This window comes from Paenibacillus sp. 2TAB26, from assembly GCF_052115145.1.
In the GTDB taxonomy this organism is placed as follows: domain Bacteria; phylum Bacillota; class Bacilli; order Paenibacillales; family Paenibacillaceae; genus Pristimantibacillus.
This window is the reverse complement of sequence record NZ_JBFRGC010000011.1, coordinates 196,952-221,699: the sequence shown is the minus strand read 5'-3', so window position 1 is coordinate 221,699 and position 24,748 is coordinate 196,952. Positions and strand designations below refer to the sequence as shown.

Below are 24,748 nucleotides of genomic sequence, written 5' to 3'. Positions count from 1 at the left end.
GGCCAATGTCATTAAGTTAATCTCCGAGACAAGATCGTAAATAGAAAGTGAATCTGAAACGGCATGGGAAAAGCCCTGTGCCGTTTATTTTTTTGATGCAAGACTGATAAATAGGAACAGCAAACAAACGGATGGACGATCCGCTTAAAAAAATGTTCATATGAATCGAATTATGCTACTCTGTAGACGAAGCTGACAGCTGATTTATATCGGATTTTGCGCGTATTCTTTTGTCCCGGGCGAATGGGTCGAATCGGCAAAATGTTTTTTCGAATCAGCGCTTCAACATCGAGCGGGGGTTCATCGCCTCGAGAGCGCAAGAATTGTCTGCAAACGAGAACGGCAACCGTGAAATTGACTTGATATTGGTGCCGTTTATCCATTTGCGAAATGACGACGTGCGAGGTCATCATTTCAGCGAAGTTGTATAGAATCATTCTGGCATAAATCTCTTGGGCGATGAACGCTTGCTTCTTTGCGTGAAAACTTGTCAGACCAACCGTGTATTTYAATGCAACGAGGTTTCAATGCCCCATCGCATGTGATAAAGGGATCTGAGTTCATCGGGAGGGAAGTCTGCGGCAGAAAGATTCGTAATGACGGTTTCATAAGCGCCGTCAGGTAGGATGAAACGAACAACCCGAAAAGATAGCGGGTAAAYCATGTTCTCATGCATATCCAAAAAATCAAATGTAGAATTGGTCGGAAGGAATTTGTAACCAGGATAAGCCTGGAACGCTTTGGTTTGTTTTCTGGTAAGTGTCAGATGAATGTCCCGATCAAACTCTCCGCTAGCGGGCAAACGTAAGCTAGACAGAATACCACTGGAATTCAAATCCTTTACCCGAATGACATAGTGCCACCCTTTACGTTCAATATGCGCGAAATTGTTGTAGCTTTCATAGCCTCTGTCCGCAATCACAATGGTTTTGCTCTTGATGGGCGAACGATCAACCATGGTTGCCAGCGCCCTTCCCTCGTTAATTAGCCTTTTTGGCTGGACAAGAGCATCCACGTAAAGTCTGTTACATAGATCGTACGCTGCGTTCAAATGCAGGAGGTTATAGCCTTTCGTGTTGGGTTGACTTTGAAAGAAGCTATTCTTRTCAGTTGGATCCGTTGTGATATGTAAATCCGAACCGTCAATAGCAAGTARTCGATACCCATGGTAATCCCTGATATCCTTGTACGTTTGGTTTTTTCAAGGGGCTTCGCCACACACTTACAATCGCCTGTCAAGTTCTTTTTCCTCATTTGGGCAAAAAAAGAGCAGGCTATCTTTTTGATAACCTGCTCTTTTGCATTCTATTGAACTTACACCTTAACTTAATGACATTGGCCACGCGGCAGCCCTTTTGATTCTCAACTATCGTTCCCCGATAGCTTAGAACGGAGATTAAACGAATACTCGAGAGATTTAGAAAAAAACATTGATGCTATTTTCCCTCAGTGTTTTTTTGTACGTTTTATGAAGCAACTTCATTTCCAAGCATTCGGACGAGTTCGTCTCGATTTATGAGTCGGACCTTAGCCTTGTTGGCTAACTCGATGGCTGCTTTCGTGAAATACGAAGTGGTTATGACATAACATTCCGTGCAATCATACATAATCTTACCGGCAATTGCTTCTTGGACTGCTGCATTGCCTACACTTGTTTTTCGGCCATATCTTTTTGCTTGCACAGCGATTCGAACATTACCCTTTTGGAGTACCAAGTCAGCTCCGTGGTCGCCGCTCACCGCTGTATCTTTTACAGAATAACCGCAGTTCTTAAAATATCGTGCCAATCGTTGTTCGAATTGAATGCCGGTCATCTGGTCGATTTCATCAATTCTACTGGTATTCCGTAACCGGATTCGTTCTCGAGCCTCAGCTTCCTCTTTGTCCATCTTCTCTATAAAATTCAGAGCCTTTTGTATTTTATCGTGCACCGAAATTTGATTCCATAACTCTTCCTCTGCTTGAGTTTTTGGCGAAATAAAATTTCCAAATAAAAATCGTATTATAATTGCTAGCAAGAAATATCCGAGTGTTAGAAGAATGATATTTTTGAAGCTCAGCCATTCTGTTAAAAATCCAATAATAACACCCAAGAACGGCAACCAAGAAGATATTTGGAAGGCGTCTTTCCAAGTCCTTAGCTTATAAATTCTCTTATAGTTCTGTTTCGTGTGTTCAACCACACATTTTTTGCAATAATTCGGATAGTATCCGACTGGAGGATAATGTCGCAAGTGTAGTTGCTCTTTGAATAATGAATTGAAACTGTTTTTCTGAGCAAATTCGGTAATCTCTTTCTCGTCGTACTTTAACTTTTGACCAGGTTTAATGGAAAGGTGTCGGAATCGTTTCTCAACTTCAATTCCACATGCCCTACAATGCCCTAATCTATAAACTGTTTTTGGTGCCGGCACTTCTTCTTCTTCTTCTTCTTCAATTCCATTATCAGCTCTTATTTTGTCATTCCGACATTTTTCACATTTCAACTTAACGTATCCGAATTTGACTCCGTGGTAGCATTTTTTAAAAATCACATCATCAATGAGATAGAATTTTATAAATACCAAAACCATCAAACCAATTAAACCATATCCCAACAACGCGAAAATTGTATCTAAATAGTCAGGATACCCAAAAAATTCTTTCAACGAATCGTACAATTCCATTCACCTTCTACAAAAATTGATAGAAAAAAAGCTCTAGGGGGATTCCTTCCCTCCATAGAGCTTGTACTTTGCCGATGCTTTCGGTCTAGATTATTTTACCACGTTAATAGAAAAATGGAAATAGTGTACCTTATCGCCTTCCTATCTTTTTCACTCGAGTTCAAGCGTTTCGCGAACTAGATAGAACTGCAAACGGAATTGAAAATTAAGGAGCAGCTGCCGGCAGCCTCGTTTTAATGTTTTTGGAGCTAACGTTTCCCGTTAGTTGAATCCAAAACGTTAAATTTATGTCATTTTATCTTTGCAAATATGAATGTATCCCTAAGCTCACTTCCATCAACTGAAAGATCTTCGTTTTTAATTATACCTTCGAGGATAAACTTCAATCGTTCAGGTATCGCCTTGCTTTTGCTGTTTTTTGTATCACAGCGTATCTCCAATCTTCGAGCATTCAATTGATTAAATGCAAAATCACAGATACCTTGAACTGCTTCAATCATATAGCCTTTTCCACTATATCGCGTGTCAATCCAGTAACCTATCTCAAACTTCCTTACATCCCAGTCAATATTGTGTAAGCTTGAAGAAGCTATGAACTGCCCAGAACCCTTCAAAAATACAAGAAGCCTTAGGTTTTCACGGAGTAAAAACTTAACGTGTGCTTCTCTTATACCAACTTCTGAATCATATTCAGTATGCTGTGTCTGTGCCCACTTCATCCAAGGCTTTAGCTCCTCAATTGAAGCATTGACAGCCTCACTTACAATCTTGCCATCCCCTGGCTTTGGCGTTCTAATAATAAGTCTTTCTGTAAAAAACTCATCTGGAAAATCGATCATTATAGGATTCATTGCATAGCCTCTTTTTACCCTATCATACAAAAAAATCCTTATTATTGAAACAAATAGGCAGGATGCGGCTACGCTGCCCGTTAGTTGAGAAAATGGCAGCCAGATTCATAGCAGCCGTTTCATCGTGTTTATTCAACTATCGTTCCCATTTAGCTTAATCACGCGATGTCTCATCAAGTTATCTAACTATAATCTTCAATCAATGATATTTTCCTTCTTTAATTCCAAATACTTACTTCCCTTTTAGTTGAAGCGTAACTCCAATCTTCAATCCGTTAGGAAATTTCGGAAGTATTGGTTCGGCGTGAGCAATGGCACGAAACAATTTGGATGAATTGTTAACATAAATACGCTGTTATTATTAGTGTTAACACTGTTTACAATGTTAACAATTGTGAAGGTAGAGAAGACGAGTCGCTGGTGCGAACTCGCCGTGGGAACACCTCGAGAGTCCGCTCGAAAGAACACACCATCACTTCGTTGCCGCTCTTGACAGCGATCTTTGAACTGCCCCGCCAAGCAAGCTGCGCGAGCCACGGCGACGAGCAGCAGTGCACGAGGCAATGAACAGGCCGACTACCTTCCCACAGTGACCATGGCCACTGCGTGTCTATTCCTGACCACTCTCGGTGGCACCCTCCCTAACTAGGAGGACTCCTTGACTACGTAAAATACGATTACCCCGCAGCTCTCTCTTTTGAAAAAACAGACAAAAGCCGCCCCTATTGGAACGGCTCATATACATTGAAATCCTTAGTATGATTTTTAGAATGTACGCAAATATCATTATCTACATGAAACAAATACCAATTCCGATATAATAAAATGACAGAATTGAATTCGAAAGGGCGAACAAATTGGAGAAAAGTTGAAATAAAAGAGTATTTGAAAAATATGAAAGACCTCGATGGTGGTTATTTGTAAGTATAGTCGGCTTATTATGTTTCCTCCGGAAGATTAATCAGGAGCGCGAGCTGCAGCTTCGCCGTGCAGCGTGCTGTTTCAGTCTAATACTTTATTTTCTTTCCAAAGCGAGGATGCGCATGCAAAGATAACTAAGTAACGTTAGAGTTATAGGATTTGTTTTGATGACTTAATTCCATTCTAATATCCTGAACATCCTCCGATAGTTTTTCGTATTGTTTTACAAGCCCTTCAAACTGCTTGGCTATGTCGGAAATGAATTCTAAAACCTTACGTTCTCGCTCGATGCTTTCTTGCTCTCTTCGCCTACTTTCCTTAAGTTGGTAATAAAATAAGTAGATAAACAGAACGGCCCAAATGCCTTGCTTCATTGCAACTTCGATAATTTGCTGATTCATGAATTAACCTCCCACTATAAAGTAATGTTCTCTCCTGTTTTGTCTAAGGGATGCCCTTGCTCTTACGGAACTGTTCTTTATGAGGTTCAGCTCGGCGAGCCAAATAATTTGTTGACCGTGATCATATTTGTTTAGATCTCCTACTTCAGCTATCATCCGGTCGAGAAAAAAATTCCGAGTATACAAAGGTATCTTTTTCAATTAAAGCTCAAATTACTTCAATACAGGAATGGTCTCAGTAGATTCGACTATGGAGATACTCACCAAATTTAACCTTTGTACGTTGAACAAGTTTTCTCACTTTTGAGTTGTACGTCGTCTCACCCATTAGTGAAGCAATTTCTTTTAGCGGGTAACCATGATCTAAGAGTTGAACAACGGATGCATATCTTTTGTTAAGCTTTGAGAACTCGCTTACAAGCGTCCTTGAATGCTCCCTTTCGAAATAATGATCTTCCGCAGATGGTGATTGAACCAGTTCAAGTAAAGTAGAGCTCGCTTCATCCAAATCATCCTTTCCGGCTGGTTTATCTAATGAGAATGTGAGAAGCCTTGCCTTCTCATATTTGCGATCCGGTTGGATTTTGCCCCGAGTCTCATAACTCCGCCATACATCTGCTTCCTTTAATCTTACATTGGCGTAATAACGTGGTAAAAAATCTCCAAGCTCAATGTCGTATCCCATGGTTGCCTGAAATAATCCTTGGTTAAATTGAGAAATAAAGTCCTCCAAAGGTATATTTACCCCTGTTCGTTGTGCGCGTTGATATGAATTTCTTGCTCTATTAGTAATGAGTGATTTTAATTCCAGAAACAATTGGCTAAATGCCCACTGGTCTTGGTTTTGAGCGAAGTTATACGCAAGGTCATTTAATCGACAATTATTGATAGTTTTTTTCATAATGTGTGCATCCCCCCGATTTTTTGTTTCTATTTATGTATGTCGGATGGGAACACTTGTTCGTGACACTTAACCAAATTTATCATCTTTTGGAAGTTTGGTCAATGAAAAAAGCCGAGGTCTATACATCCTGACCACGGCTTGGGTTGAACGCGATAAGCATTCAATCTATGTTTAAAAAGTAATCAAATCCGCTAGCAATTTGTAGAAAATACTTAGTTGTAGCTGATGCTTGGTTGGCTTGAGTATCTGGTTCTTCAAGATAGGTTGAGATGGTTCTCATCCGTTTATCCTTATCTCGAAAATAGAAGCCAGCAGCAGGGATAATCACCTTTTCATTGTTGTCCTCAAAATAGATCTCTAATTCTACACCAGCCCGCTTCCCTTTAGGGTATGGGAACGGTTCAATTCCCTGATAATAAGCAAGAATTTCTTGCCTTGTTAGAGTTGAGCTTAAAGCTATTATCGCTACTACGTTCCAGTATCCCCCACTTCCTCCTCCATCAATAAAATTTTTGCCATTGAATTGATACTTTGTAATAAGTGAAGTTTCAGCCGGGAGCGGATAATTAAAAAGGTGTGCTGCAAATTGCTCTGACACCCGTTCTTTGCTTGTACCAGACTGAAGCACCAATATAACGCCAATTATGAATATGGCAATAATTGATCCTATCCATAAAATCCTTTTCATGAGCATGCCCCTTCTCATTAAATGCACTCTTTTTTTATAAACGTAAGTGAAATGGATAAAGTTTCTTTCAACATAAAAAACCGCCAAGCAAATGCTTAGGCGGTTTTAAGAGGTCCTATTATTGTTCACGGATCAATTTATTGAATTGTTCAAAAACCATGTAGTACTGATAGGTTTCATCACCATATAGGACAGCTTCATCCCCAGTACCGTTATAACGTGTAATTACTTTTTTCGTCTTTGTAGCATCATACTCATAATAAATTTGATTCAATGAAACTAGATTTGCAGCACGAATGAGAACAAGGGCACATGTACTAATATTATAAACCTGGTCCGTATTTAGCTTTTCCCAAACCAGCCCTTTGTCATTCCAATCTGCGGCATCGTATATTTGTCCAGAAATAATTCCACTTTGTACAGCATAGTTATTTGAATCAATGGCCGTACTCGCAAAAATTTGTCCGTGGCCAGTGCTACAGTCATCTACGGCTCCAATAGGGTACGTTGGGGCTGGCGTAATTAATTTAAGTGCTAGCGGCAAGTTATCCCAAGTCTCGTAACTCTTTTTATAATTGTAATAAGACCTTACAAAAGCGTCCTTCCCAATGTCCTCTGCTCCTTCGAAGCACAATTCTCGAAATAGAACAGCCTGAATCATTGCTTTTCGCATGCTGTAGGTTTGGCTAAGTTGAGTAATTAAATTGTCATACTCAAATACTTTAGCTACAGCGTCTTCCCGAAAACGTACTGCCTTCAATATTTGGGCTGCACTCATGTGTGTATTTGCAAGAGTGATTAACTGGCTTTCTAAAGTTGATCTGTACTGTTCTTTGAAAAGCTCGTCATCAAGAGTGGTTATCTCGATAGGTGAACCAACAAATGAGACACCAGGATTTCTACCCGAATTGATATTGTTATCTATCTCAATAAGACCATCACCGCTACCGATTGTAATGGTTGAAATTTGATCGAATGCCCAATCCTGTGGGAGCGGGTAACCCAAATTCCCACTAAACCCAGTCGACATATCACAGACGAAGCTGCTGATGGAATAGCCTGCTGCAGCAACACGGCTACAAACGTTTCTTGGTCCATAAATGCCTATCCGATATCTGCCGCCTAGAGCGTTCATTTTGTTAAACAAGGCTCTAAAGTGTGGGATGATATTGGTACTTACATCCCCGTCAAGAGCGTCGAAATCAACAGCAAAGTAAATAATGGTTCCGGATGGAAATCCATAGCTATTCGCTGCAATTAGAGCACCTTTAGCATCTTTTGCCCCTTGTGTAGGGTTAAAATAGTTCAAATTGTTACCTGAGGATTGATAAATGGGATAGACCTTCATCCCCGCTCCAAAAATGGTATCCAATTCGCCAGGTTTGATTTTTTTCCAGTCACCAATAATATAACGTCCGACGGTTGTGTAACCATTGCTGACTAACGTTTGAGCTCGTGCAGGGGTAATCGTGGTCACACAGTCAATTGCAGTACCCTTCCTTGTTTTGTCTCCTGTACTAACGAGCAGGGATGCCCAAGTTTGCTTACCAACATTACCATCAACTGTGAGCATACAAAAAGCTTGGAATCGACGAACAGCTTCCCGGCAACCTGGACCAAACGATCCGTCGAATCCGTTTGGATCAAAGCCATTAACATATAACGAATATTGAAGAATAGAATTGAATTTCGTTAGCGTGCTTCCCTGTGACAAGTTTGGGAGAAGAGCTGTTGTCGAAGGACCGAAGGTACCATTGGGCTCAGGAATCCCCTCTTCAATTTGCAAGGCATAAATTAATGCTTTATTTGTCGTCCTAGAGTATCGCCCGTCACAAGCAATTAAACCAATAACGTGGGAATAATTTTTATTTAAATTCTGTTGAATAATCCGCACCTTAGGATCGCCAACATTAACATATGCATCCATATTCAGTAGTGCTTTAAAGTACATGGGCGTCGTAATCCCATTTGCATTTGGCATTCCAGCATCCGTCTGAAATGTAGTAATGGCTGCTTTTGTGTTGTTCCCGTATGTTCCTGTTATGCCGGTTGGATTGTATCCCTTACAGTAAAGAGCACCTTGGAGAATTTTAATGATGTTCTTTGTTTTAGGATTTGTAGCATCCGAAGTCGTCGAAAGTGTAGGGCAGAGATTTGTTGTTGTCGGCCCGAAAGTCCCATTAGGTGATGGAATGCCAAGTTCAATTTGTAGCGCTGTTGTAAGAGCTGTAATCGTTGGCCATCCTGTTTTTCCATTTTCTTCGATTTGAGCGTAGTTAGGGTTATTTGCATAGGTTTCATTTACCCACTCTTGAACTGTAAGCACCATTTGATCCATAATATCAACCTCTTTTCTTTTAATTTGTATATGGGCTCTTCCATTCACTGAATTTGCAGCCTCTGATCATACATGTCGTAACTGTTCCTTAAATTGTGACTTATGGTAAGTAAATTAAACTATTTATATCTCGCTGCACAGCATTTGAAGCGTTCGTTTATTGGTTGGCCATATTTTCTTAATTGCGCAACATTCCTTATTTAGATTCGTCCAATAATAAACAAGGATTCCGAGTATAAGGAGGAGATATTTTGAAACTATCAAGGATTGTTGCAGGCGCGTTAGCACTTGTCTTCGTTGCAGGGGGGTCAGCTTATGCTTCAGCTGAATACACAAAAAGAAGTGAACAGGCGAGTTCTGAAAGCATGCAAAGGGATACCTCAGTTGCTTTTTCACCCGAAGTATCGTCTGTACCAAAGACTACGCTTTCTGAAGCAGACTATGTTGAGTACAACCCTCTAACAGGTAAAGAAGAAACAAAGAAGGGATACATTTTTAAGACCGACGATTCAGGTATTTCCAAGCGTATGGATACCGATGTGTTGCAATTTGTTGAGAATCGCAGTACAGAAACGAAGCTCCTACTTACACACTCGTACAAAGTGATTGATGCTTATATTCTAGGAAGTGCTGAAACGCAGGGATTGGGTGACTTCGAGCTTGACTCTTTTGAAGTTGAACGACTCCTAAATGTCGATTGGGAACAGTTCAAAACGTTGTACGCTGACGAGCTTGAGCGCGCAAAAGAATTCGTAAAGGAAAGCAGTGAAGGAGTTGCCATTCCATGGGGTAGAAAAAAGGATGGTGGACTACTCAGTATCGTTTTTGAAGTTGATAAGGCATATGCCGGTGCAATCGATAACCTTTCTTGGTCCAATACGGAACCAGCCGACGTAAATGGTATTAACGAGGAAGAAGAACATGCCATGATACGCGAATTATCCGTAGATACTCGCTTTATGAAAGCACGAGACATCCTGCAACGCTATGACACTTACATGTTCGGGAATAAGATGACAATCGATGGAGTGAAGCCCGACGAAAGGCCAATTCCAGAAGAGAATTTGTCAATGCCAATGAAGGAACAAATCAGCACTGATAAATAAAGACAATTGATAGATCCCTTGTTCAAAAAAGGTACGGTCACTCAAGTGACTGTACCTTTTTTATCACAAGGATTACCTTTGTTTATCTATACTCAAGCAAGCCTAGTTTGCGAAACAAGATGCCTTTGATTTGACAATGGCATCTTTTGCGATTTTTACCAGCTGCCATAAACCGAAATTGTGCTTTTCGTAGAACCCTTGGCTAGACCGACTGGAACGAAACCATGGTAATCCGTATTGCTGGTCCCTGCATAAATGGAATTCCAGGTACCGGTAGCCGTAGTACGATAATAACGAATCAACAACCAATCCGGATTGGACGATCCTGAATCCCCCGCTTCTGAGTCACGCATAGCCACTTGACCACCTGCAGGAATAGTAATTCCTGACGAAGAAGCATTTGGCTTATAAATCGTTGTCGCATGGCGAACATTAAAAACATCATGAGTCATGTTTTTGCTACTACTATAGTCGTACAACGATGTGGTCGAGCTTGAATGATCTCCGTAAGGACTTTGCAAGTTGCTGAAACCGGTCATAAACATGTACCCCTTGACAACTTGACCTGCGGAATTCCGGAACTTAATTACCGCATAACCTGGACTCGTATCAGCTTTGTCATAACACCAAACCTCATTGTCGTAAATTGTTCCGATTTGTGTGCTGTGGTCGCTGTCCTCAACCTTAACATTGAAACCCGATCTGTTAACATTAATCGTACCCATTTTAAATCCCCCTACTAGATTAGTTAAAGTCAGCGTGCCGACTTTATACTTAGCTATGTCGCCACAAAATTGATCCGTGTGACGGACACAAGGAGGAACTAGTAAAAAAGTTCCAAAAACCCAGTAGCATGTGTTCACCTCTAGGAAGCTTTAAAGGAATCGCTACATTCTTGAACGAACAACATGGTGAAACACCAAGGTAGCATTAAAGGAACTGGCTACATTCTGGAAAGAACAATATTATAATTCTCTAAATGAACTGTCTAAAATTGATTGAAAGCGGAATTTGAAATCCTTTACAATATTGCTAGTTATGTTGCTAAATCGGGGTGGGCTATACCATCTCACACAACTTTTAGGGAGTGCCCCCATCAATAGATGATACCCAGCCCTAAAAATTCTGATCCCCCTATATCAATGCTTGAAACCCAGCACATCAAATTCTGAAAGGCGACGCCTATCAAAATTTGATGTGCGACATACCCCCTGTTTTTTCGCCTTTCAAATTTTGATAGGGGGATATCAGAATTTGAAAGGCGAAATCCACTTATCAAAAAATGATCCCCTCCTCTATCAAATTTTGATCCCTCCCTATCAAAATTTGATAACGAATAAATACAATCTAAGCAGCACATAGTATCTAATAAAGACAATCTTTAAGATTTAAAGATTCATCATTGTAAATAATAGAAGTCTTCCTGGATCATGATAAAACAAAAAAGACTGCCCCTTAGTAGGAGCAGTCTTAAATATTATCTAAAGGAGACCCAAACCTTTGACTCCTTGCTATTCTGATAGTTATTGAGCAATATATCTAATTCTTGTGATATCTTCAGTACCTCTTTGGAAGACAATCCATACTGTTCGCTTGCTTCTATCATCTTTTGTCGCGTGCGTTCAATGGCCTCCAGAGTACGATCTATTTTATCCATGAGACCCCTCCATCCTATTTATCGGCAGATATGTATGGTTTGACCATAGCTGCTCATCTTGGAGGAGGCCGGTATCAAATAAGACTCGCCACCATGTTCGAAAAGCATTATTGATGGCTACTCTCTCTCCACCTTGAGGATAAGGACCACTTAAGCGGGTCCCACAGACCAAATACGAGTTAGTTAATCCACGTTCAAATAGCTCGTCCTCTATCCACGCTTCAAAGGCGCGGGCGAATAACTCATGATCACGCCGCCAGTATGTACCACGAGATATTGCATCAAGATAAAATGCACTTGAATCTGTCGGGACATAGAAAGCATTTGGTACTTCTCTACCCAGATCGTGAAGCATTTGGCAGTAAGTGAAACCCACCTCATGCCATTGTTTAGTCGAAAGACGGTACGTACCTTTCAATCCGCCAAGCGCCTCTGATACATTATAATCGTATCTCTCAAGGTTTTTCAGCACACCAGACTTGTAGCGTCCGGACGGCTGCGGTATTTGATCAGGTACTATAACCTCCAAGTATCCATCACCTTCTTTAAGCGTCTTCATAAGCCGCTCAAAGGCTCTAGACACTGTACGAGGTATTTTATCACCTGCACTGTTTCCAGACAGTGGTGCCCGCTTCCCGTTTGTAAAACCATGCGATAGAGAGTAGAGATTAAAGTCCAGAGCATGAGCCCATTCATGCGCTTTAGATCCACCACCACGAAGTTTGGTGAAATTGAATATATTTTGGTCAGGTTCGTAATGCGCGGACGCTGAACCACTTCCCCTGGCTCCGAATGCTATGCCAAGGCGACCATAGAAGCTAAGTGACATACGCGGTATTTCAAGAACTTTTGCAAGATCCGAATGTGCATCACCGCAACATAAGACATGGTATCGCCCAGCTGCATCATCAACCCACTTACCGAATTGCACCCCACGATAACCATAATGTTCTATTAGGTCTTCAGGTTTGTTGACACCGGAAGGTTCTAGAGATAATCGAACCACTTCTTCTGGAATCCTTCGCTCCCAGCGTTCTTTGCTGACTTTTTTAGATGCTGATTTGGATTTGGGCTCCGCCCACTTCCAATCCTTTCCGTCCTCAGAATGAAATGCCTTTTGGAACAATTGAAGGAAGCCTGCTGCTTTTCTATTTTTGCCGAAGAATGTGTATTTGAACTTACTACCAAGAGAGAGCCAAAATCGATAATTAATCAGTTCTGGATTTTTTTCTAACTCCCTCTTGTTCATCGACCAATAACCTTTATCAAATTGCTTGCTCAATTGATCGTACGCAGACCGGAAATCGTTCTCCGTGAATGATCCCGCAAAAACTAATTTAAGTTGTTCTATAGCTTGAACGAAATATTCCCGCTGCTTAGGATCGTCTTCTGGACGCTGTGCTACACGATCCCACATCATTTTCACCGCATATGCGGCTTCCGAGCTGTATCCAAGATCTCGAAGTATAGCCGGTGAAAATTCTCCAAGAAGTTCATCCTTGCAAATCGCATCAAATGCCCGTGTCGGATCAAGTTCGAGCTCTGCGTACCATTCATCGGTAAACTTAGTTATTGCGGCGAGATGCTTACGAGCACCTTTCAATTCTGCACCCACGTCATAGGAGAACGACCTCTTACCGCCGCCGGAAGTAGTTACCTGATTGTTATTAAGAACGTTAACTATTCCTGTACTGCCTTCCTTTGTCTCTGCAAAATAATCGAACAATGTGAATTCTCTTTGTTCCGCCATAATTGTATAACCTCCATAGACCCCCGCTTCCAGGCGGGGGATTTTTAGGTCCGCCCCGCCTGGCCGGGAATAACTATGGTATCTAATTAGAAAATCTGACCGTCACCCGAGTAAAATGCTCTTAGATAGGTAGTGTTCTCATTTTCTACATTTACCTCTATTGACGTGAATATAAATTTGCAAAGCAAATACATTCTCAAATTAATGCGATTTATTACTATCGGGAGACCATGCATCTCTTAGTCGCTTCATATATGGTGATTCAAAGTGAATGATCCCATCTAGTTCGGAATCTCCATTTCGAGCTTGAATAGCTCCAAATAACTGATCATTAATGAGATGGTGTATGTCGGTTTTAATGTCCTCCATAACCCCTGTAAGGTTCTCGGCAGCTGCTAGATTTATAAGTCCAGCCAAATGACCGAGTGCAAACTCAATTGAGTATACGCCTTTTTGAATGAGTAACCTTATCTGATCTCTCTCGTTATGAATAAACTGTGAAATGCTCCTTGTATCCAACATATAACCTCCTATGCGTTAACCATGATGATATTTTTTTTCTGCTAATATCCGCTTAATTGCAACTTCATCTTCCTCGTTGAATTGATCAACACCAGTTCCATAAGGATCAAATACTGAATGAAAGGATAGTCCTCGAAACGCACCTGTTACGCCTAACATCATATATATTGCCTCTCTAAAACGCCTGGTAACTGGAAAGCCCTCAATCGTTTCACGTTGAAGTACCATTTGATAGGCTGCGCGGATTTCATTTTCCCGCCATTCAATTTCAAGATCAATCATGCTTTCAAGTAGGTGTGATCGACTATCGATCGTTAAATCACCTATCCCGCTTCCGATTTTCGAGATACCCACTCTCTGGAGTCCTACCATTCCGCCGTAGCGAATGTCTTGTCCAATCGCTTTGAGGATACTGCGGAATCGGTAATACTTTTCATATTCCGGAAAGGAAGAAACTAAGTTACCCATGCTGCGATCATTGGAGATCGTACAAAGATAACACCCCGTTCTCGCGCTTTTTCCACATTGCATCATCGCTTCATTGTCGTTTACGACGGCAGCCCCTAATGGGCATTCACTGCCGGCAGCAGCTCCATAGAAAGCCAACAACTCCGTGTTTCTAGCACCGTACCGGCTCCATGGTGCTCTGTTGAATGCAAGATAGGTCACAACTTCCTGACTGGTCCAGTCACGAATCGGACTTGCCGTTCGAATGGAACCAACTGGATGATGACCATAGAAATCTTCCCCGAAGTATTTCTGCAGGCTTCGCTTGCGGTTACCACTTTCATTGTCCCGACTTCCCATGACCAAACAAGTGTCTTCGATCCCTTCGGCTAAAAAGACTGCTTCCAGAAATTCACGTGCCGGCTCAATTTTTAATCTCCGAACGCAATATTTAAAGGTCACAGATGGAGCCTGATAACCCTTGCCGATTATACATACGAGAAGTGTATTATCTTCTCTTGGCTCAACGATGTGGTATTCCACCCATGGCAGCGCCTCAGCCAGTGCGTTCTTCAGATCATGTATGAGCGATTTCACACCTGGATTTTCAACTAGGGTATCCGCACTAATAACAGTGATCTTCTTCGAAGGATCAGGATATTTAATGGCATGTTCGAGCATTAACTGTGTAACCGTCCGGCTGTCCTTTCCCCCGCTATTGAGTAATCCAATTCTCGTATTCTCATTATAGATTTTCTTAATTCGTTCCCGTGTCGCTTCCAGCAAATCCTCATCTAGCTTTTCCAAAATATCTAATGTCTCACCCTCCGTTACCCTTGTTCGGCCTCTCTTTCCAATATCCAATGTCTCGACGTTAAAATCGAGAAACGGTTGGCACCGATCTTCAGGATAAGCCTGCGGTTCACGGTTTGCTCCATAAGGAGGTATCACGTTCTGCATATATACCTCAATATGCAACGAGCAAGTATTATGAAGACAATACATTTGGAATTTATGTTTCGGACTTTGATAATGCCAATCTTCTCCATCGTCAACAATTGCATCGATCATGGCTTGTACAGGAATGTACAACTCAAAGCCGCTTTTCTCTAGAAATGAAAAAAGCGAGCCCGCTTGGGAATCGCGCTCAAAGATCAATTCCCAACTCAAACCGCTATTTGCTGGTATACAATCTTGTTGAGGCTGGTCTTTAATAAAATGGTGCAAAACATAAAAGGTCTCCTGAAAAAAAACAGCAGTCCAATCACGTACTGTACCATGAAATAGGAAGCCAGCATTCTCTAAATAATCCCAAACATCTGTCGTTAGATTGTTATAATCCTTTAGCCGTTTATCAACTGCCACCTTTTGCTTTTGATCAACGAACATATACTTTTCCATTCCAATCTCCTCCTTGATAATGGACATAAAAAAAAGAAGGTATGAAAAAAAGCATACGGATCCCGTCTGCTTCTACATACCTTCTTTTGATGGCCCTTATATATATGCTATAAAATAGCTACCCTTCTTTGCCGAATAAGCGACGGCAGAGAATAGAAAATCGAATTTCATAATAGGTAAATTATACCTTGAGGACTCGTTATGTGACAATAGGAACAAAATGAAATGCCACATAAACGGGAGTCTTTAATATTAAATTTGAGAAATGCCACACGAACGGGAGTAATTTGGGTACTAATGAATCAAGTAGCAGCAGATATCATTAAACTCCCGTCCGCGTGGCAGTCTACTCCCTTTTGTGTGACTATCCACACCCTTCCGCGTGGCAGGCCCACTCCCTCTTTTGTGATGGGATACTCCTTTCCTTGTGGCACAACACTCCCGTCCTTGTGGCACTAGCACTTAATGAGGTTAATAATCATACGGGTTTACGGCTTCCTAAAACAGATTTAAACAATAAAAATACAAAACCAAAAAAAAATAAAACTATATAAATATAAAAAGATGTTTATGGCTTTAATAATTAACAAGGTAGTGTAATATGAAACAGAGTAAATAACACTCCCGTACGTGTGGCAGTACATTTATGAAAAAAAGGATAATGCCCTTACGTGTGGCACTTCTATAATTTCTCAAATTTGAGCCAAAATACGTTCAAATGTCACTTATATTCAGTTTTAACTTAGTTATAACTCCCCTACATGTGGCATTTCTCTGGTTTTTTCTAGAATTTTACTGCCACACGAAAAGGAGTAGAAATCAAACGTAAAGTGCCATATAGTTTTATATAAATCTATTATTAAGAGAGTGGAGGCAGCCTTATGGATCAATTACAAATTGAATTAGATTTTGAAACCGATCGCATTGCCGACCACTATATCGTAACGGAATCCAACGCACTTATTGAAGCACGTACTAATCTTGATCTTTATGAAGAACGCTTAATATACATATTAGCTTCACGTATCAATCCAGAAGACACACATTTCCGTACTTGTTTTTTTAGTGTAAAAAAGATTGCAGAGAAATTGGATCTAACTGAAAAGAACTTTTACAAACGAGTTCGAGAAATAATTGATCGGCTGCAGCATAAACAAGTCATCATTGAAGACCAAGCCAGTAATTCAACACTCAAAGCAAACTGGCTTTCAGCTTCACGTTACTATCACGGAAAAGGGATCATTGAGTTAGAATTTTCACAGCTACTTGGACCTTACCTCCTTCAGCTAAAAAATAATTTTACGAACTATAAATTATGGAACGTATTGTATTTAAAAAGTTTTTATTCTTCCAAACTGTATAAGCTTCTCAAGCAGTATCTCCCATTAGGTAAAAGGAAATTTTCTACGCTTGCTGAGTTGAAAGATAAATTAGAAATTGAAGACGGTAAATACACACTTTACAGTCATTTGAAAAATCGAATACTCCTGAATGCGCAGCGTGAGCTCGAAGAAAAAACCGACATTCGATTCACCATTGAAGAAATAAAAAATGGAAATAAAGTTGTTGGGGTTACCTTTCACATCTTCAAGAACAATCGTGCTCCTCGAATCGGAATAAATGATGCCGAATACATAGATAGCGAAACGGTTTACGATTTGCTAGGGCGCTTTGAAATTAATAAAAAAACTGCAAACGAGCTCCTTTCTAATCATGGAGAAAACCATATACGTGCGAATATTAAATATGTATATGAAAAGAAGCAAAACGCAGAAATAGGCAGCCTATCAGGATACATTATTAAAGCGATAAAAGAAAACTACGCCGCATCTGATAAAGAATATATGCCCGAAGATGAAAAAGATTTGAAAACATCACTTGATCAATTAAACTTACGTATTAGACAAACCGTAACGTTTTACGATCAATGCGTTCGAGAGAAAATTAAAAGTCGGCACGCAGCACAAGAAGAACTCGTTGGGCAAATTGTTCGAGAAATAGAATCAACGAGTCACCAACGTCTAACTAAAAATATGCGCCCTTTAACGGAAGAAGATTTAGAACATCCTCACGCTCGAGAAGCATTCCTCTTACATATGTAAAAAAACTCCGTGGGCTAATACCCCCGGAGTTTTTTTTCGTCAATAGTTTCATAATTACTAAATAACAAATCCTATTTGACCAGATTGATCAAGAGATAACTTTAGATTGTCACTTTTTTCCACCCTTTGTGTTGAACTTTCTGAGGCATGCCTCCTGAAGAACACAGAGGCAATTTCATTGGCAAAACTTTTTATTACTCTTCCACAAACACTTTGACCTATCATTTCATAGATTCGATAAATGGGAATATGAGAAGGAAATTCAAACCAATCAGGTATCGAAAAAATACGACGTAACTCGCTTACTGTAAGAAAGCGCCAACTCTTTCGATCCTTGCTAAGCACATAAGAATTGCTCGCTGATTGCGATCGATATCGTCGTGGTATGCACTGTAATTCAGTAGCCTCTTCAGTCACAAACGTCTTCTCGATATTCCTCTCTGACCATGAATTATTTTTTTCTGCCTTAGACTTAAAACTATTCATCCATTTATCAAGTGATTTCCACACGTGAACAGTTGATGCCGGGTCTAAGAATTCCTTTAGACGCTTATGACGTACTGCTGGTGGCTTTGGAATTCGAAAGAGATCAAAGTCTTCCTTGTCCCTAAAAGATACCGCATATGAACGATCTCGACGTGCTATGCTGCCGAACGCATGACTCTCTAACCGGATAGGACCGACATGATAAGGGAAGTCATGAGACAGTAGTTGTTGCAGATCATTATAGGTCGACGATTGGTAGAACTGCGGAACATTTTCATAAAAAATAACACGCGGTTCTGCAGCTTTTAAAATTTTATATGTCCCGAGAATTAAATTGTCAAAATACCCTTGGTCCAAATCACCAAGCGACGAAAATTCTGAACAATCTAAAGTGACAAAAGCCACATCTCCTTTTGCAACTAAATTAACATCGCGTAAATCAGAATTAACCAAGAAGCTGTATGGAAGATTATGTTTCAATACGCTTGCACTGTCTTCCTCGATCTCAACCTCCATTGTTGCTGTATAGAAGGATGTATCAACAAATAGCGATGAACCAAGTCCGCTCCCCGCACATATTGAAATAAGGCGGAGTCTTTCATCTGCAGGAGATTCAAAAGTTTCTGATTCGAATAGTCGAAAACGAAGCGGGCGAACAATCACTTGTCCAAAGTCACCATTTCGATAGACACTGATTTCAATCTTATCCTGGATACATAGCACCGTAGAGAATTTTTCTCCACTTGCATCAACTAAGGGACGCGGCTGCCCGCTCACTCTATTAACTCTTGAGGAGACACTCACTTCGTGAACATTACCAGCATGAGTATAGGGACTATTCTGCAGCGTGATCGTCTTTTCATCTTCATCTACATGAATATAAAGAGTGACACCAGGTTTGAAATTAGCCGTCTCGTTAACAATATGCTGAAGCCATAATCGAGGTTTACCCCGTTTACTACTAACTGTATAAACCTTCTGTAAGATAAGCTTATTCTTCATATTTGGTTATCCCTAGTACGGTGGGGAAATCCCCCGCTGTACTAGGGACTTCCTCCTTCCGATATTAAGAATTTATATTTCCTTTATATAAATCATTACAGGAGCAGCTGATCTTGATGAGATGATTCGCTGATGTTTATAAACCATTTCCCGCGCTGCAGGTGGTTAATATTTAATTCGCACCAATAGTTACATTCTACGTTCTTTTCTCTGTATTAATTTTGCCCCATTGTAAGTCTTTGAAAGAAAGGCAATTCTAACGGATTTATTACCCCATCTAAGCATTCAGAATCATAATGATATTTTCCGTCGTACAACCACACATGGTAACAAACCAAACTTTTAGGTTCGAATTTTTCTACTTTTTTTCGATATTCTTGAAAATATTTAAAAGGTACACCAAGAGAAGACATAGAATCTTCTCGCCAATCTTTTATACATTCACAGTCTCCAGTGTAATCGCTAAGGCTAACATTAGAGGATATAAAATCAAATGTACAAAAGGTTTCATGCGAACTTAATCCTTCAGAAGTATATGACGAATTCAGATATTCAGCAAAATCTTCACAGCATCCTCTGTTAATTGACTTCGGAGTTAATGGTGAGAACTCTATATACGACTGTAGTGCTTTCTCTGCTACTTCTTTATGTTTTTTTGATAGTATGAATGGCTGTACAGGCTTCATCTTAAGCATAATATCTCGCTCTAATTGACCAAGCGTTTTTACCGAACGCACAAGTATATCTAGAACCGAAACTCCTCGAGCATTACTTCGATCTTTCTCAAACTCTCTTAATGCCCAAAGAAGTGTGACATTATCACGGTTCATTCGATCGACAATATATCCACACAGTTCGGCATAGTCAAGATCTACGGACCATTCACTTTTAGGCAGAATAGATACCATGCAGCGAAGAGTGGTACCGTATTTCGAGTCCCACTCCCGTAAGTTGCCCGTCATTTCCGCCTCTTCAATACCAACACCAATCACTTCTACCAGATCACTAACCTGGTAAACATCAAGGTCTTGATAATCCACTAAATGTTTAATTAAAAATTCCGATTCATTCTCCGGAATGCCATATTTAATCCCGATATTCCGTAGAAGACCTAGAAGTTCGATTTTAAATACTACTATTCTTAATTCAGCATTTTGTGACTGTCCACCATTCGCTTCATCTTGTGAGGTGAAGGTAAATGACAACGTATCTGTTCCCCTTTTGATGTAAGCTTCCGCGAAGGAAAATTCATCTGAATACGGGCCGATTACCTTGTAAGAAACTCCTTCCTTTAAATCCGCGAAATGAAGGTCTGTGCTCGGAATAAAACCTGTACCTTCGCAAAGATTACATCCAACACCAGTGCACTGACATACAATTGAAAATTTCATTTTAATTACCCCTAAATTACTCCCCGCTGCACCGAGGAGTGAAGATTGTCCCCGAGTGCAGAGGGTAAAGACTTAAAATATAAAGGTCCCGTTATCCTTTGATCGTTCTTCTATTAATAGATGAACTTATATTCGATGAGTTACTCCGCATATCCTGGATAATAGCCTCCAAAACGGCTGTCAGTTAATTATCGTTACCGTAGTAATCTCTCATAAACTGTTCTTCTTTCTCGAATTTCTTTATATTTTCTATTTCGATTCCAACAATGACTTTGGTTATTACAATTGCACATCGTTCTACCGGATCGGTATCCCGCTCCCTCTGGGAGAGAACAACATAAGGTATATCGAATCCGTGCTCGAAGAGAATCATATTCTGAGCCAATTGCTCAACTGTGACACCGGCAGCCTGCAGTTGGTCATCAGCAACGCGAATGCGGAGAGTTACCTCAATCTCTTGTGCCATTTGAATCCATCTCCTCTGCCTGTTGATATAAGACGCACAGTCCCTTTTCAATTAAAAAGACTGTATCTGGTGTCATACCATGAAAATGTATGGCCATCTCAACAATCTGTTCTTTGATACGTTGGAACTTAAAGTCGTTTGGATGACGTAAATGATCCTCGATAGCTTGAAGTAAAGTCGGCCCAAACTCGTTTGTGCCTAATAGCTTTGCATCAAATCCTTGAGGAAAAGTAAAATACTTGCGTCCAGGCTGAACAACTTTGTTATATTCTTTAATGAGCTGCTCTGCAGTATCCGCTGGCCGAGAGCGGTAACACCAATAAGATCCATTCTCAAGCCGGCACCAAATCGTTTTGTATTCCATCATTGTATTTGGCACGACTGCATACAGGCTTTCTGACTCTATTAACATACTATTCATATCAATCACTCCATTAGCTCCCGCTGCACCGGGAGCTTTTTTGTTTAGGCTCCCATGCAGGGGAATGTCTGCTAATATAAATGAGATAACTAGTTCAATAATCAACATCTAATTTCATCTTATAAAATACCGCCTGCGTCAGAAGGCAAACGCAAATTGATCAGTCGTTATTTTACCTTTTCGACTCGGTATGGCGGGTACAAGTTGAATTGGAACCTCCATCTTGTCATAACCGGTTACATCACCAGGACTGGCATACCAGGGGGCATAGAAGTACATTTGGATTTTGCAGAGCTTCACTGCGATTCCAGATATATCCTGAGCATATCCGCGAAGGAAGTAGTTTGAAGCTGGTAAAAGCATCGCACCAGTTCCAACACAGGGATCCATGACCGCTTGTCGTTTTTTCTCCTCTGGGTCTCCATCGCCATGTGTCATTTCAACCATCATACGAGTAATTGGAAATGGAGTAGGAAAGTAACCAAGCCCCGACTTATATCCCTTTCCGGTCTCGTCACACAAAACTTGTGAAAGATAATCTGTTGGATTATCCAGGACAAGAAATAGATCAAATTCACGATAGAAGTGTTCATTTAGTTTCGCAGATATACGCGGCTTCTCATCCGTACTGGCCAGGCCCCATAGGAGCCAATCCGAAAAATGATCGATAGTCGCTTCATGATGAGATAAGCAACTTGTGAACATGTTCTTAGTCGCGAGCGTCCTTGCCGATCCGAGATCGGCCCACTCAATTTGTGGAATAGGTCCACTCCCGGTTATCGTGCCCTTCTGCCTAATCTCCAACCAATAATCCCAGCGCCCCCATAAGAGAGCATCATAAGTAAATAGAAAGGGCAATAGCCACCCTCTTTTATCGAATACTTCTAAATGGCTTTTGGGCATCCCACCAATTGCCCGGGCATATCCTGATACTTCATGTGGCAGCCGTGCAAGTCTCTCTGGTGTGAAGCGGGATACTCGATACAAGTGATCTTTGTTTTTCTCCTTAGTCACTAATTAACAACCTTCCAATCCCTCCCCCTCTGCACAGGGAGGTCGATATTCCCCCGTGCAGAGGGTAAAACTATTCAATTAACATGGACGAATTGATAGGGGGCGAGCATTAAGCCCGCTATTTGCAGCGAGCTGATAGGCATCAACGATTCCTTTAGATGGAATCAAAAGGTCTTTCATCGCCTGGTTCCTATAATCGAACATGGCTACCCGATGATACCGGAGCTGGGTACCGGTTAACAATTCATAACGATTTTTTACATGCTGTAACAGCAAAAAATAATTATTTTTTGAGTTCTCTTCGCTCTCCAAGTAATGAGAGATGCTATAACTCAAGATACGTATTCCTAACACTTCCGGATCTAATCCATCTCTATCCAAGTAATCACAGTTATCGCAGCTCTCGCTTCGATTGATGCGGTTAGAAATACAGGCTATTGAGTTGATAACCCTTTTCTTTACATAGGAAGCCATTGTGTAAAAATACTTTAGCGTAAACGTTGTCTTTGTCATGGTTCATGATTCCCTTCAGCGAAATATGATGTTGGCTTGGCTATAAATTTCATGATGTAGCTTCTCAATTTCTTCCTGAGTATTCTGTACATAGTCGATATCACTCTCGTGGATCGTTGACCCGTTTGTCAGATTTAATTCATGGATTGAGAATAATACCTCGTTGTAATTAGCTGCCGTTACAAGGAAGAAGAACTGATTATTTATTCTTTTCCAAGGAGTAGTTAAACTACTCAGTTGCCTTTCAATCTCTTCAGGTGACAAAAACCATGCCTTTACGTATAGGTTTTTTGTGTTCTCAACTTCCATAAATGAATATCCTCCTTGTTTGGAAACGAAAAAAAGAACGCAAAAAAGACATACGGTCTCCGTATGCCAATGCGCTCCAATATTCGTACCTTTGTAAAATCGCTGAAAAGCGTCTCCTTCCCTGCTCGAATAAGTAACGGCAAGGAAAATTTTTCGTCATTCGTAATGTATTCTATTATACACCAGCGGGTAAACCCAGTAAATAAGTGGTCTGCGATAACGGGAATTACTTTCTGGCGAATGGATTGAATTCTGCTCTTCTTAATTTTCTTTGGACATGAAACAAGAATCGATATTTGACAATGTGTGAAGGGGGAATTCTCTGAGTGTTGATTTGAGAAGGAAGGAGCAGAATAAGAGGATCTTCTCTGCTCCTTGTAGCTTGTTCGATTTAGTGGTTTACGCTTCCTTTAGTAGCCTTCTAGTGCGAGCAAGAGCTCTCGGATGGCGTCGTKTTTKTTTTTTATTTTTAGGTTGATATCCTTGCTGTTCCTTTCGGATACAATTCGCCAGATCTATTAAATGTAGCGTCATCCGCTGATAATCAAATTGCTCAGTCAAGTATTCGCTCCAATAATTTTCATTATGCACCGTTTCATTTCTTATTTTCCGGATGGACCATTCAAATTCCTTTTCTTTATTATTCAATTGTATCGTGAATTTAATGTCTTCCAAAATTGCTTTCTTAGTGGTTTCTGATAAGAAGTAGACTTTTTCCACACAGCTTTCAAGTTGGTAGTTGTATTGCTCTGGTTTTTTATGCCGAAATTTCTTTCGATATAGCCGCTTTGCTTCTACGATAATAGGGAATAGCAGAAGGCGATATGCTCCGTGAAATGCCAACCAATAATCCTGATTTAAATATGCATTCAACGTTTGTTCTTCAATCGATTTATTCTTTTTGCCGGAGACTTCTCTTACGTTTCTCAATTCATCGCGCCGGGTTTCTAAGGCACACTCCATAGCTACCAAGTTGAGGTCTTCTAATTTCTTTGCCAAAATACAGGTCCCCTTTCGGATTAAGAGCATAGAGTCAATCGAATCCGTCTCCTCATCGTCTTCTAAGAGGTCACCGGTTGTCTCCTCGATACTAGAAAAACAGTAGAATGGCTCGACGAGGAGGACGATATACTTCGTATAGTTGTTTCGACGAACATCGCCCATCGATTAAAGTTTGTAACCGGCGTAACAAGAACTTATGAAGTAGGATCGACAAAGCCGTACATAAGCTCCTAATCTCGGCAGGTCAATCTTTCGCTTCTTCTGAACCTTCAATACACGTTCTGCTCGCTTGAGCCATTTTCAAAGCTCCGTTTCTGCTGCTTGGTAGTAGCCGGCGGCTCACTCTTAGACCTCGATGGATTCCGGCATGGCCACTTCAATCGCATCCAG

At 40.7% G+C, this 24,748-nt stretch carries 23 protein-coding genes; 2 read left to right on the top strand and 21 right to left on the bottom strand.

The features are described from left to right. Positions 1-170: 170 nt before the first annotated feature. The 8 genes from AB4Z50_RS15120 to AB4Z50_RS15085 form a co-directional block, all read right to left on the bottom strand. Positions 171-437: a hypothetical protein gene (locus AB4Z50_RS15120; RefSeq protein WP_441880230.1), complete on the bottom strand. Its 267-nt coding sequence runs from the start codon at positions 435-437 to the stop codon at positions 171-173. Positions 438-508: 71 nt separating this feature from the next. Beyond that, the gene (locus AB4Z50_RS15115; RefSeq protein ID WP_441880238.1) at positions 509-1,180 is read right to left on the bottom strand and encodes a transposase; all 672 of its coding nucleotides are present in this window, start codon (positions 1,178-1,180) and stop codon (positions 509-511) included. Between the two features lie 286 nt (positions 1,181-1,466). Next, positions 1,467-2,660, bottom strand: coding sequence for a restriction endonuclease (locus AB4Z50_RS15110; protein ID WP_441880228.1), 1,194 nt, complete (start codon positions 2,658-2,660; stop codon positions 1,467-1,469). Positions 2,661-2,956: 296 nt separating this feature from the next. Next, positions 2,957-3,517 (bottom strand): GNAT family N-acetyltransferase, encoded by a 561-nt coding sequence (locus AB4Z50_RS15105; RefSeq protein WP_441880226.1) that lies wholly within the window; start codon positions 3,515-3,517, stop codon positions 2,957-2,959. A gap of 1,055 nt (positions 3,518-4,572) precedes the next feature. Beyond that, the gene (locus AB4Z50_RS15100) at positions 4,573-4,839 is read right to left on the bottom strand and encodes a BhlA/UviB family holin-like peptide (protein ID WP_441880224.1); all 267 of its coding nucleotides are present in this window, start codon (positions 4,837-4,839) and stop codon (positions 4,573-4,575) included. A gap of 235 nt (positions 4,840-5,074) precedes the next feature. Beyond that, complete coding sequence (locus tag AB4Z50_RS15095; RefSeq protein ID WP_441880222.1) at positions 5,075-5,740, bottom strand: hypothetical protein; 666 nt, start codon at positions 5,738-5,740, stop codon at positions 5,075-5,077. A gap of 163 nt (positions 5,741-5,903) precedes the next feature. Next, positions 5,904-6,431: a hypothetical protein gene (locus AB4Z50_RS15090; protein ID WP_441880220.1), complete on the bottom strand. Its 528-nt coding sequence runs from the start codon at positions 6,429-6,431 to the stop codon at positions 5,904-5,906. A 118-nt stretch (positions 6,432-6,549) separates the two neighbouring features. Beyond that, entirely contained in the window at positions 6,550-8,769 is a 2,220-nt protein-coding gene (locus tag AB4Z50_RS15085; protein WP_441880218.1) for a glycoside hydrolase domain-containing protein, read from the bottom strand. Positions 8,770-9,020: 251 nt separating this feature from the next. On the opposite strand from AB4Z50_RS15085, the gene AB4Z50_RS15080 reads away from it, so the two are divergent. Then, entirely contained in the window at positions 9,021-9,875 is an 855-nt protein-coding gene (locus AB4Z50_RS15080) for a hypothetical protein (protein ID WP_441880216.1), read from the top strand. 155 nt (positions 9,876-10,030) lie between these two features. Here AB4Z50_RS15080 and AB4Z50_RS15075 read toward each other — a convergent pair whose 3' ends face one another. The 5 genes from AB4Z50_RS15075 to AB4Z50_RS15055 all read right to left on the bottom strand — a co-directional run bounded on the left by AB4Z50_RS15075 (position 10,031) and on the right by AB4Z50_RS15055 (position 15,652). Then, entirely contained in the window at positions 10,031-10,600 is a 570-nt protein-coding gene (locus AB4Z50_RS15075) for a hypothetical protein (RefSeq protein ID WP_441880214.1), read from the bottom strand. A gap of 752 nt (positions 10,601-11,352) precedes the next feature. Next, the gene (locus tag AB4Z50_RS15070) at positions 11,353-11,532 is read right to left on the bottom strand and encodes a Spo0E family sporulation regulatory protein-aspartic acid phosphatase (protein ID WP_441880213.1); all 180 of its coding nucleotides are present in this window, start codon (positions 11,530-11,532) and stop codon (positions 11,353-11,355) included. Then, on the bottom strand, positions 11,525-13,282 hold the full coding sequence (locus AB4Z50_RS15065) for an LPD1 domain-containing protein (protein ID WP_441880211.1): 1,758 nt from the start codon (positions 13,280-13,282) through the stop codon (positions 11,525-11,527). The genes AB4Z50_RS15070 and AB4Z50_RS15065 overlap by 8 nt, the downstream gene beginning before the upstream one ends. A 201-nt stretch (positions 13,283-13,483) precedes the next feature. Then, complete coding sequence (locus AB4Z50_RS15060) at positions 13,484-13,801, bottom strand: hypothetical protein (RefSeq protein WP_441880209.1); 318 nt, start codon at positions 13,799-13,801, stop codon at positions 13,484-13,486. Positions 13,802-13,819: 18 nt separating this feature from the next. After that, complete coding sequence (locus AB4Z50_RS15055; protein WP_441880207.1) at positions 13,820-15,652, bottom strand: phosphoadenosine phosphosulfate reductase domain-containing protein; 1,833 nt, start codon at positions 15,650-15,652, stop codon at positions 13,820-13,822. Between the two features lie 881 nt (positions 15,653-16,533). On the opposite strand from AB4Z50_RS15055, the gene AB4Z50_RS15050 reads away from it, so the two are divergent. After that, positions 16,534-17,754 carry a replication initiation protein gene (locus AB4Z50_RS15050; RefSeq protein ID WP_441880205.1) on the top strand — a complete coding sequence of 407 codons (1,221 nt, stop codon included), beginning with the start codon at positions 16,534-16,536 and terminating at the stop codon, positions 17,752-17,754. Between the two features lie 57 nt (positions 17,755-17,811). Here the strand turns inward: AB4Z50_RS15050 and AB4Z50_RS15045 are convergent, their stop codons facing one another. The 8 genes from AB4Z50_RS15045 to AB4Z50_RS15010 form a co-directional block, all read right to left on the bottom strand. After that, positions 17,812-19,242 (bottom strand): DNA cytosine methyltransferase, encoded by a 1,431-nt coding sequence (locus AB4Z50_RS15045; protein WP_441880203.1) that lies wholly within the window; start codon positions 19,240-19,242, stop codon positions 17,812-17,814. A gap of 215 nt (positions 19,243-19,457) precedes the next feature. Then, on the bottom strand, positions 19,458-20,633 hold the full coding sequence (locus AB4Z50_RS15040) for a hypothetical protein (protein WP_441880201.1): 1,176 nt from the start codon (positions 20,631-20,633) through the stop codon (positions 19,458-19,460). 184 nt (positions 20,634-20,817) lie between these two features. Beyond that, positions 20,818-21,099 carry a hypothetical protein gene (locus AB4Z50_RS15035; RefSeq protein ID WP_441880199.1) on the bottom strand — a complete coding sequence of 94 codons (282 nt, stop codon included), beginning with the start codon at positions 21,097-21,099 and terminating at the stop codon, positions 20,818-20,820. Then, a complete protein-coding gene (locus AB4Z50_RS15030) occupies positions 21,083-21,628 on the bottom strand; it encodes a hypothetical protein (protein ID WP_441880197.1) in 546 nt (181 codons plus the stop codon). Before AB4Z50_RS15030 ends, AB4Z50_RS15035 begins: the two co-directional genes overlap by 17 nt. 30 nt (positions 21,629-21,658) lie before the next feature. Next, the gene (locus AB4Z50_RS15025; protein ID WP_441880195.1) at positions 21,659-22,534 is read right to left on the bottom strand and encodes an N-6 DNA methylase; all 876 of its coding nucleotides are present in this window, start codon (positions 22,532-22,534) and stop codon (positions 21,659-21,661) included. Positions 22,535-22,612: 78 nt separating this feature from the next. Continuing rightward, positions 22,613-23,047, bottom strand: a complete 435-nt coding sequence (locus AB4Z50_RS15020; RefSeq protein ID WP_441880193.1) for a hypothetical protein — start codon at positions 23,045-23,047, stop codon at positions 22,613-22,615. 15 nt (positions 23,048-23,062) lie between these two features. Beyond that, positions 23,063-23,356: a hypothetical protein gene (locus AB4Z50_RS15015; protein WP_441880191.1), complete on the bottom strand. Its 294-nt coding sequence runs from the start codon at positions 23,354-23,356 to the stop codon at positions 23,063-23,065. Between the two features lie 399 nt (positions 23,357-23,755). Continuing rightward, complete coding sequence (locus AB4Z50_RS15010; RefSeq protein WP_441880189.1) at positions 23,756-24,355, bottom strand: hypothetical protein; 600 nt, start codon at positions 24,353-24,355, stop codon at positions 23,756-23,758. Positions 24,356-24,748: the final 393 nt, after the last annotated feature.

What these genes read in the sequence shown, in the direction of transcription:
- AB4Z50_RS15085 (WP_441880218.1), bottom strand. Translation starts at nt 8,769, where the DNA reads ATGGATCAAATGGTGCTTACAGTTCAAGAGTGGGTAAATGAAACCTAT.
- AB4Z50_RS15035 (WP_441880199.1), bottom strand. Translation starts at nt 21,099, where the DNA reads ATGGCACAAGAGATTGAGGTAACTCTCCGCATTCGCGTTGCTGATGAC.
- AB4Z50_RS15040 (WP_441880201.1), bottom strand. Translation starts at nt 20,633, where the DNA reads ATGAAATTTTCAATTGTATGTCAGTGCACTGGTGTTGGATGTAATCTT.
- AB4Z50_RS15100 (WP_441880224.1), bottom strand. Translation starts at nt 4,839, where the DNA reads ATGAATCAGCAAATTATCGAAGTTGCAATGAAGCAAGGCATTTGGGCC.
- AB4Z50_RS15045 (WP_441880203.1), bottom strand. Translation starts at nt 19,242, where the DNA reads ATGAAGAATAAGCTTATCTTACAGAAGGTTTATACAGTTAGTAGTAAA.
- AB4Z50_RS15050 (WP_441880205.1), top strand. Translation starts at nt 16,534, where the DNA reads ATGGATCAATTACAAATTGAATTAGATTTTGAAACCGATCGCATTGCC.
- AB4Z50_RS15090 (WP_441880220.1), bottom strand. Translation starts at nt 6,431, where the DNA reads ATGAAAAGGATTTTATGGATAGGATCAATTATTGCCATATTCATAATT.
- AB4Z50_RS15070 (WP_441880213.1), bottom strand. Translation starts at nt 11,532, where the DNA reads ATGGATAAAATAGATCGTACTCTGGAGGCCATTGAACGCACGCGACAA.
- AB4Z50_RS15065 (WP_441880211.1), bottom strand. Translation starts at nt 13,282, where the DNA reads ATGGCGGAACAAAGAGAATTCACATTGTTCGATTATTTTGCAGAGACA.
- AB4Z50_RS15095 (WP_441880222.1), bottom strand. Translation starts at nt 5,740, where the DNA reads ATGAAAAAAACTATCAATAATTGTCGATTAAATGACCTTGCGTATAAC.
- AB4Z50_RS15020 (WP_441880193.1), bottom strand. Translation starts at nt 23,047, where the DNA reads ATGACAAAGACAACGTTTACGCTAAAGTATTTTTACACAATGGCTTCC.
- AB4Z50_RS15030 (WP_441880197.1), bottom strand. Translation starts at nt 21,628, where the DNA reads ATGTTGATTATTGAACTAGTTATCTCATTTATATTAGCAGACATTCCC.
- AB4Z50_RS15055 (WP_441880207.1), bottom strand. Translation starts at nt 15,652, where the DNA reads ATGGAAAAGTATATGTTCGTTGATCAAAAGCAAAAGGTGGCAGTTGAT.
- AB4Z50_RS15120 (WP_441880230.1), bottom strand. Translation starts at nt 437, where the DNA reads ATGATTCTATACAACTTCGCTGAAATGATGACCTCGCACGTCGTCATT.
- AB4Z50_RS15105 (WP_441880226.1), bottom strand. Translation starts at nt 3,517, where the DNA reads ATGAATCCTATAATGATCGATTTTCCAGATGAGTTTTTTACAGAAAGA.
- AB4Z50_RS15075 (WP_441880214.1), bottom strand. Translation starts at nt 10,600, where the DNA reads ATGGGTACGATTAATGTTAACAGATCGGGTTTCAATGTTAAGGTTGAG.
- AB4Z50_RS15015 (WP_441880191.1), bottom strand. Translation starts at nt 23,356, where the DNA reads ATGGAAGTTGAGAACACAAAAAACCTATACGTAAAGGCATGGTTTTTG.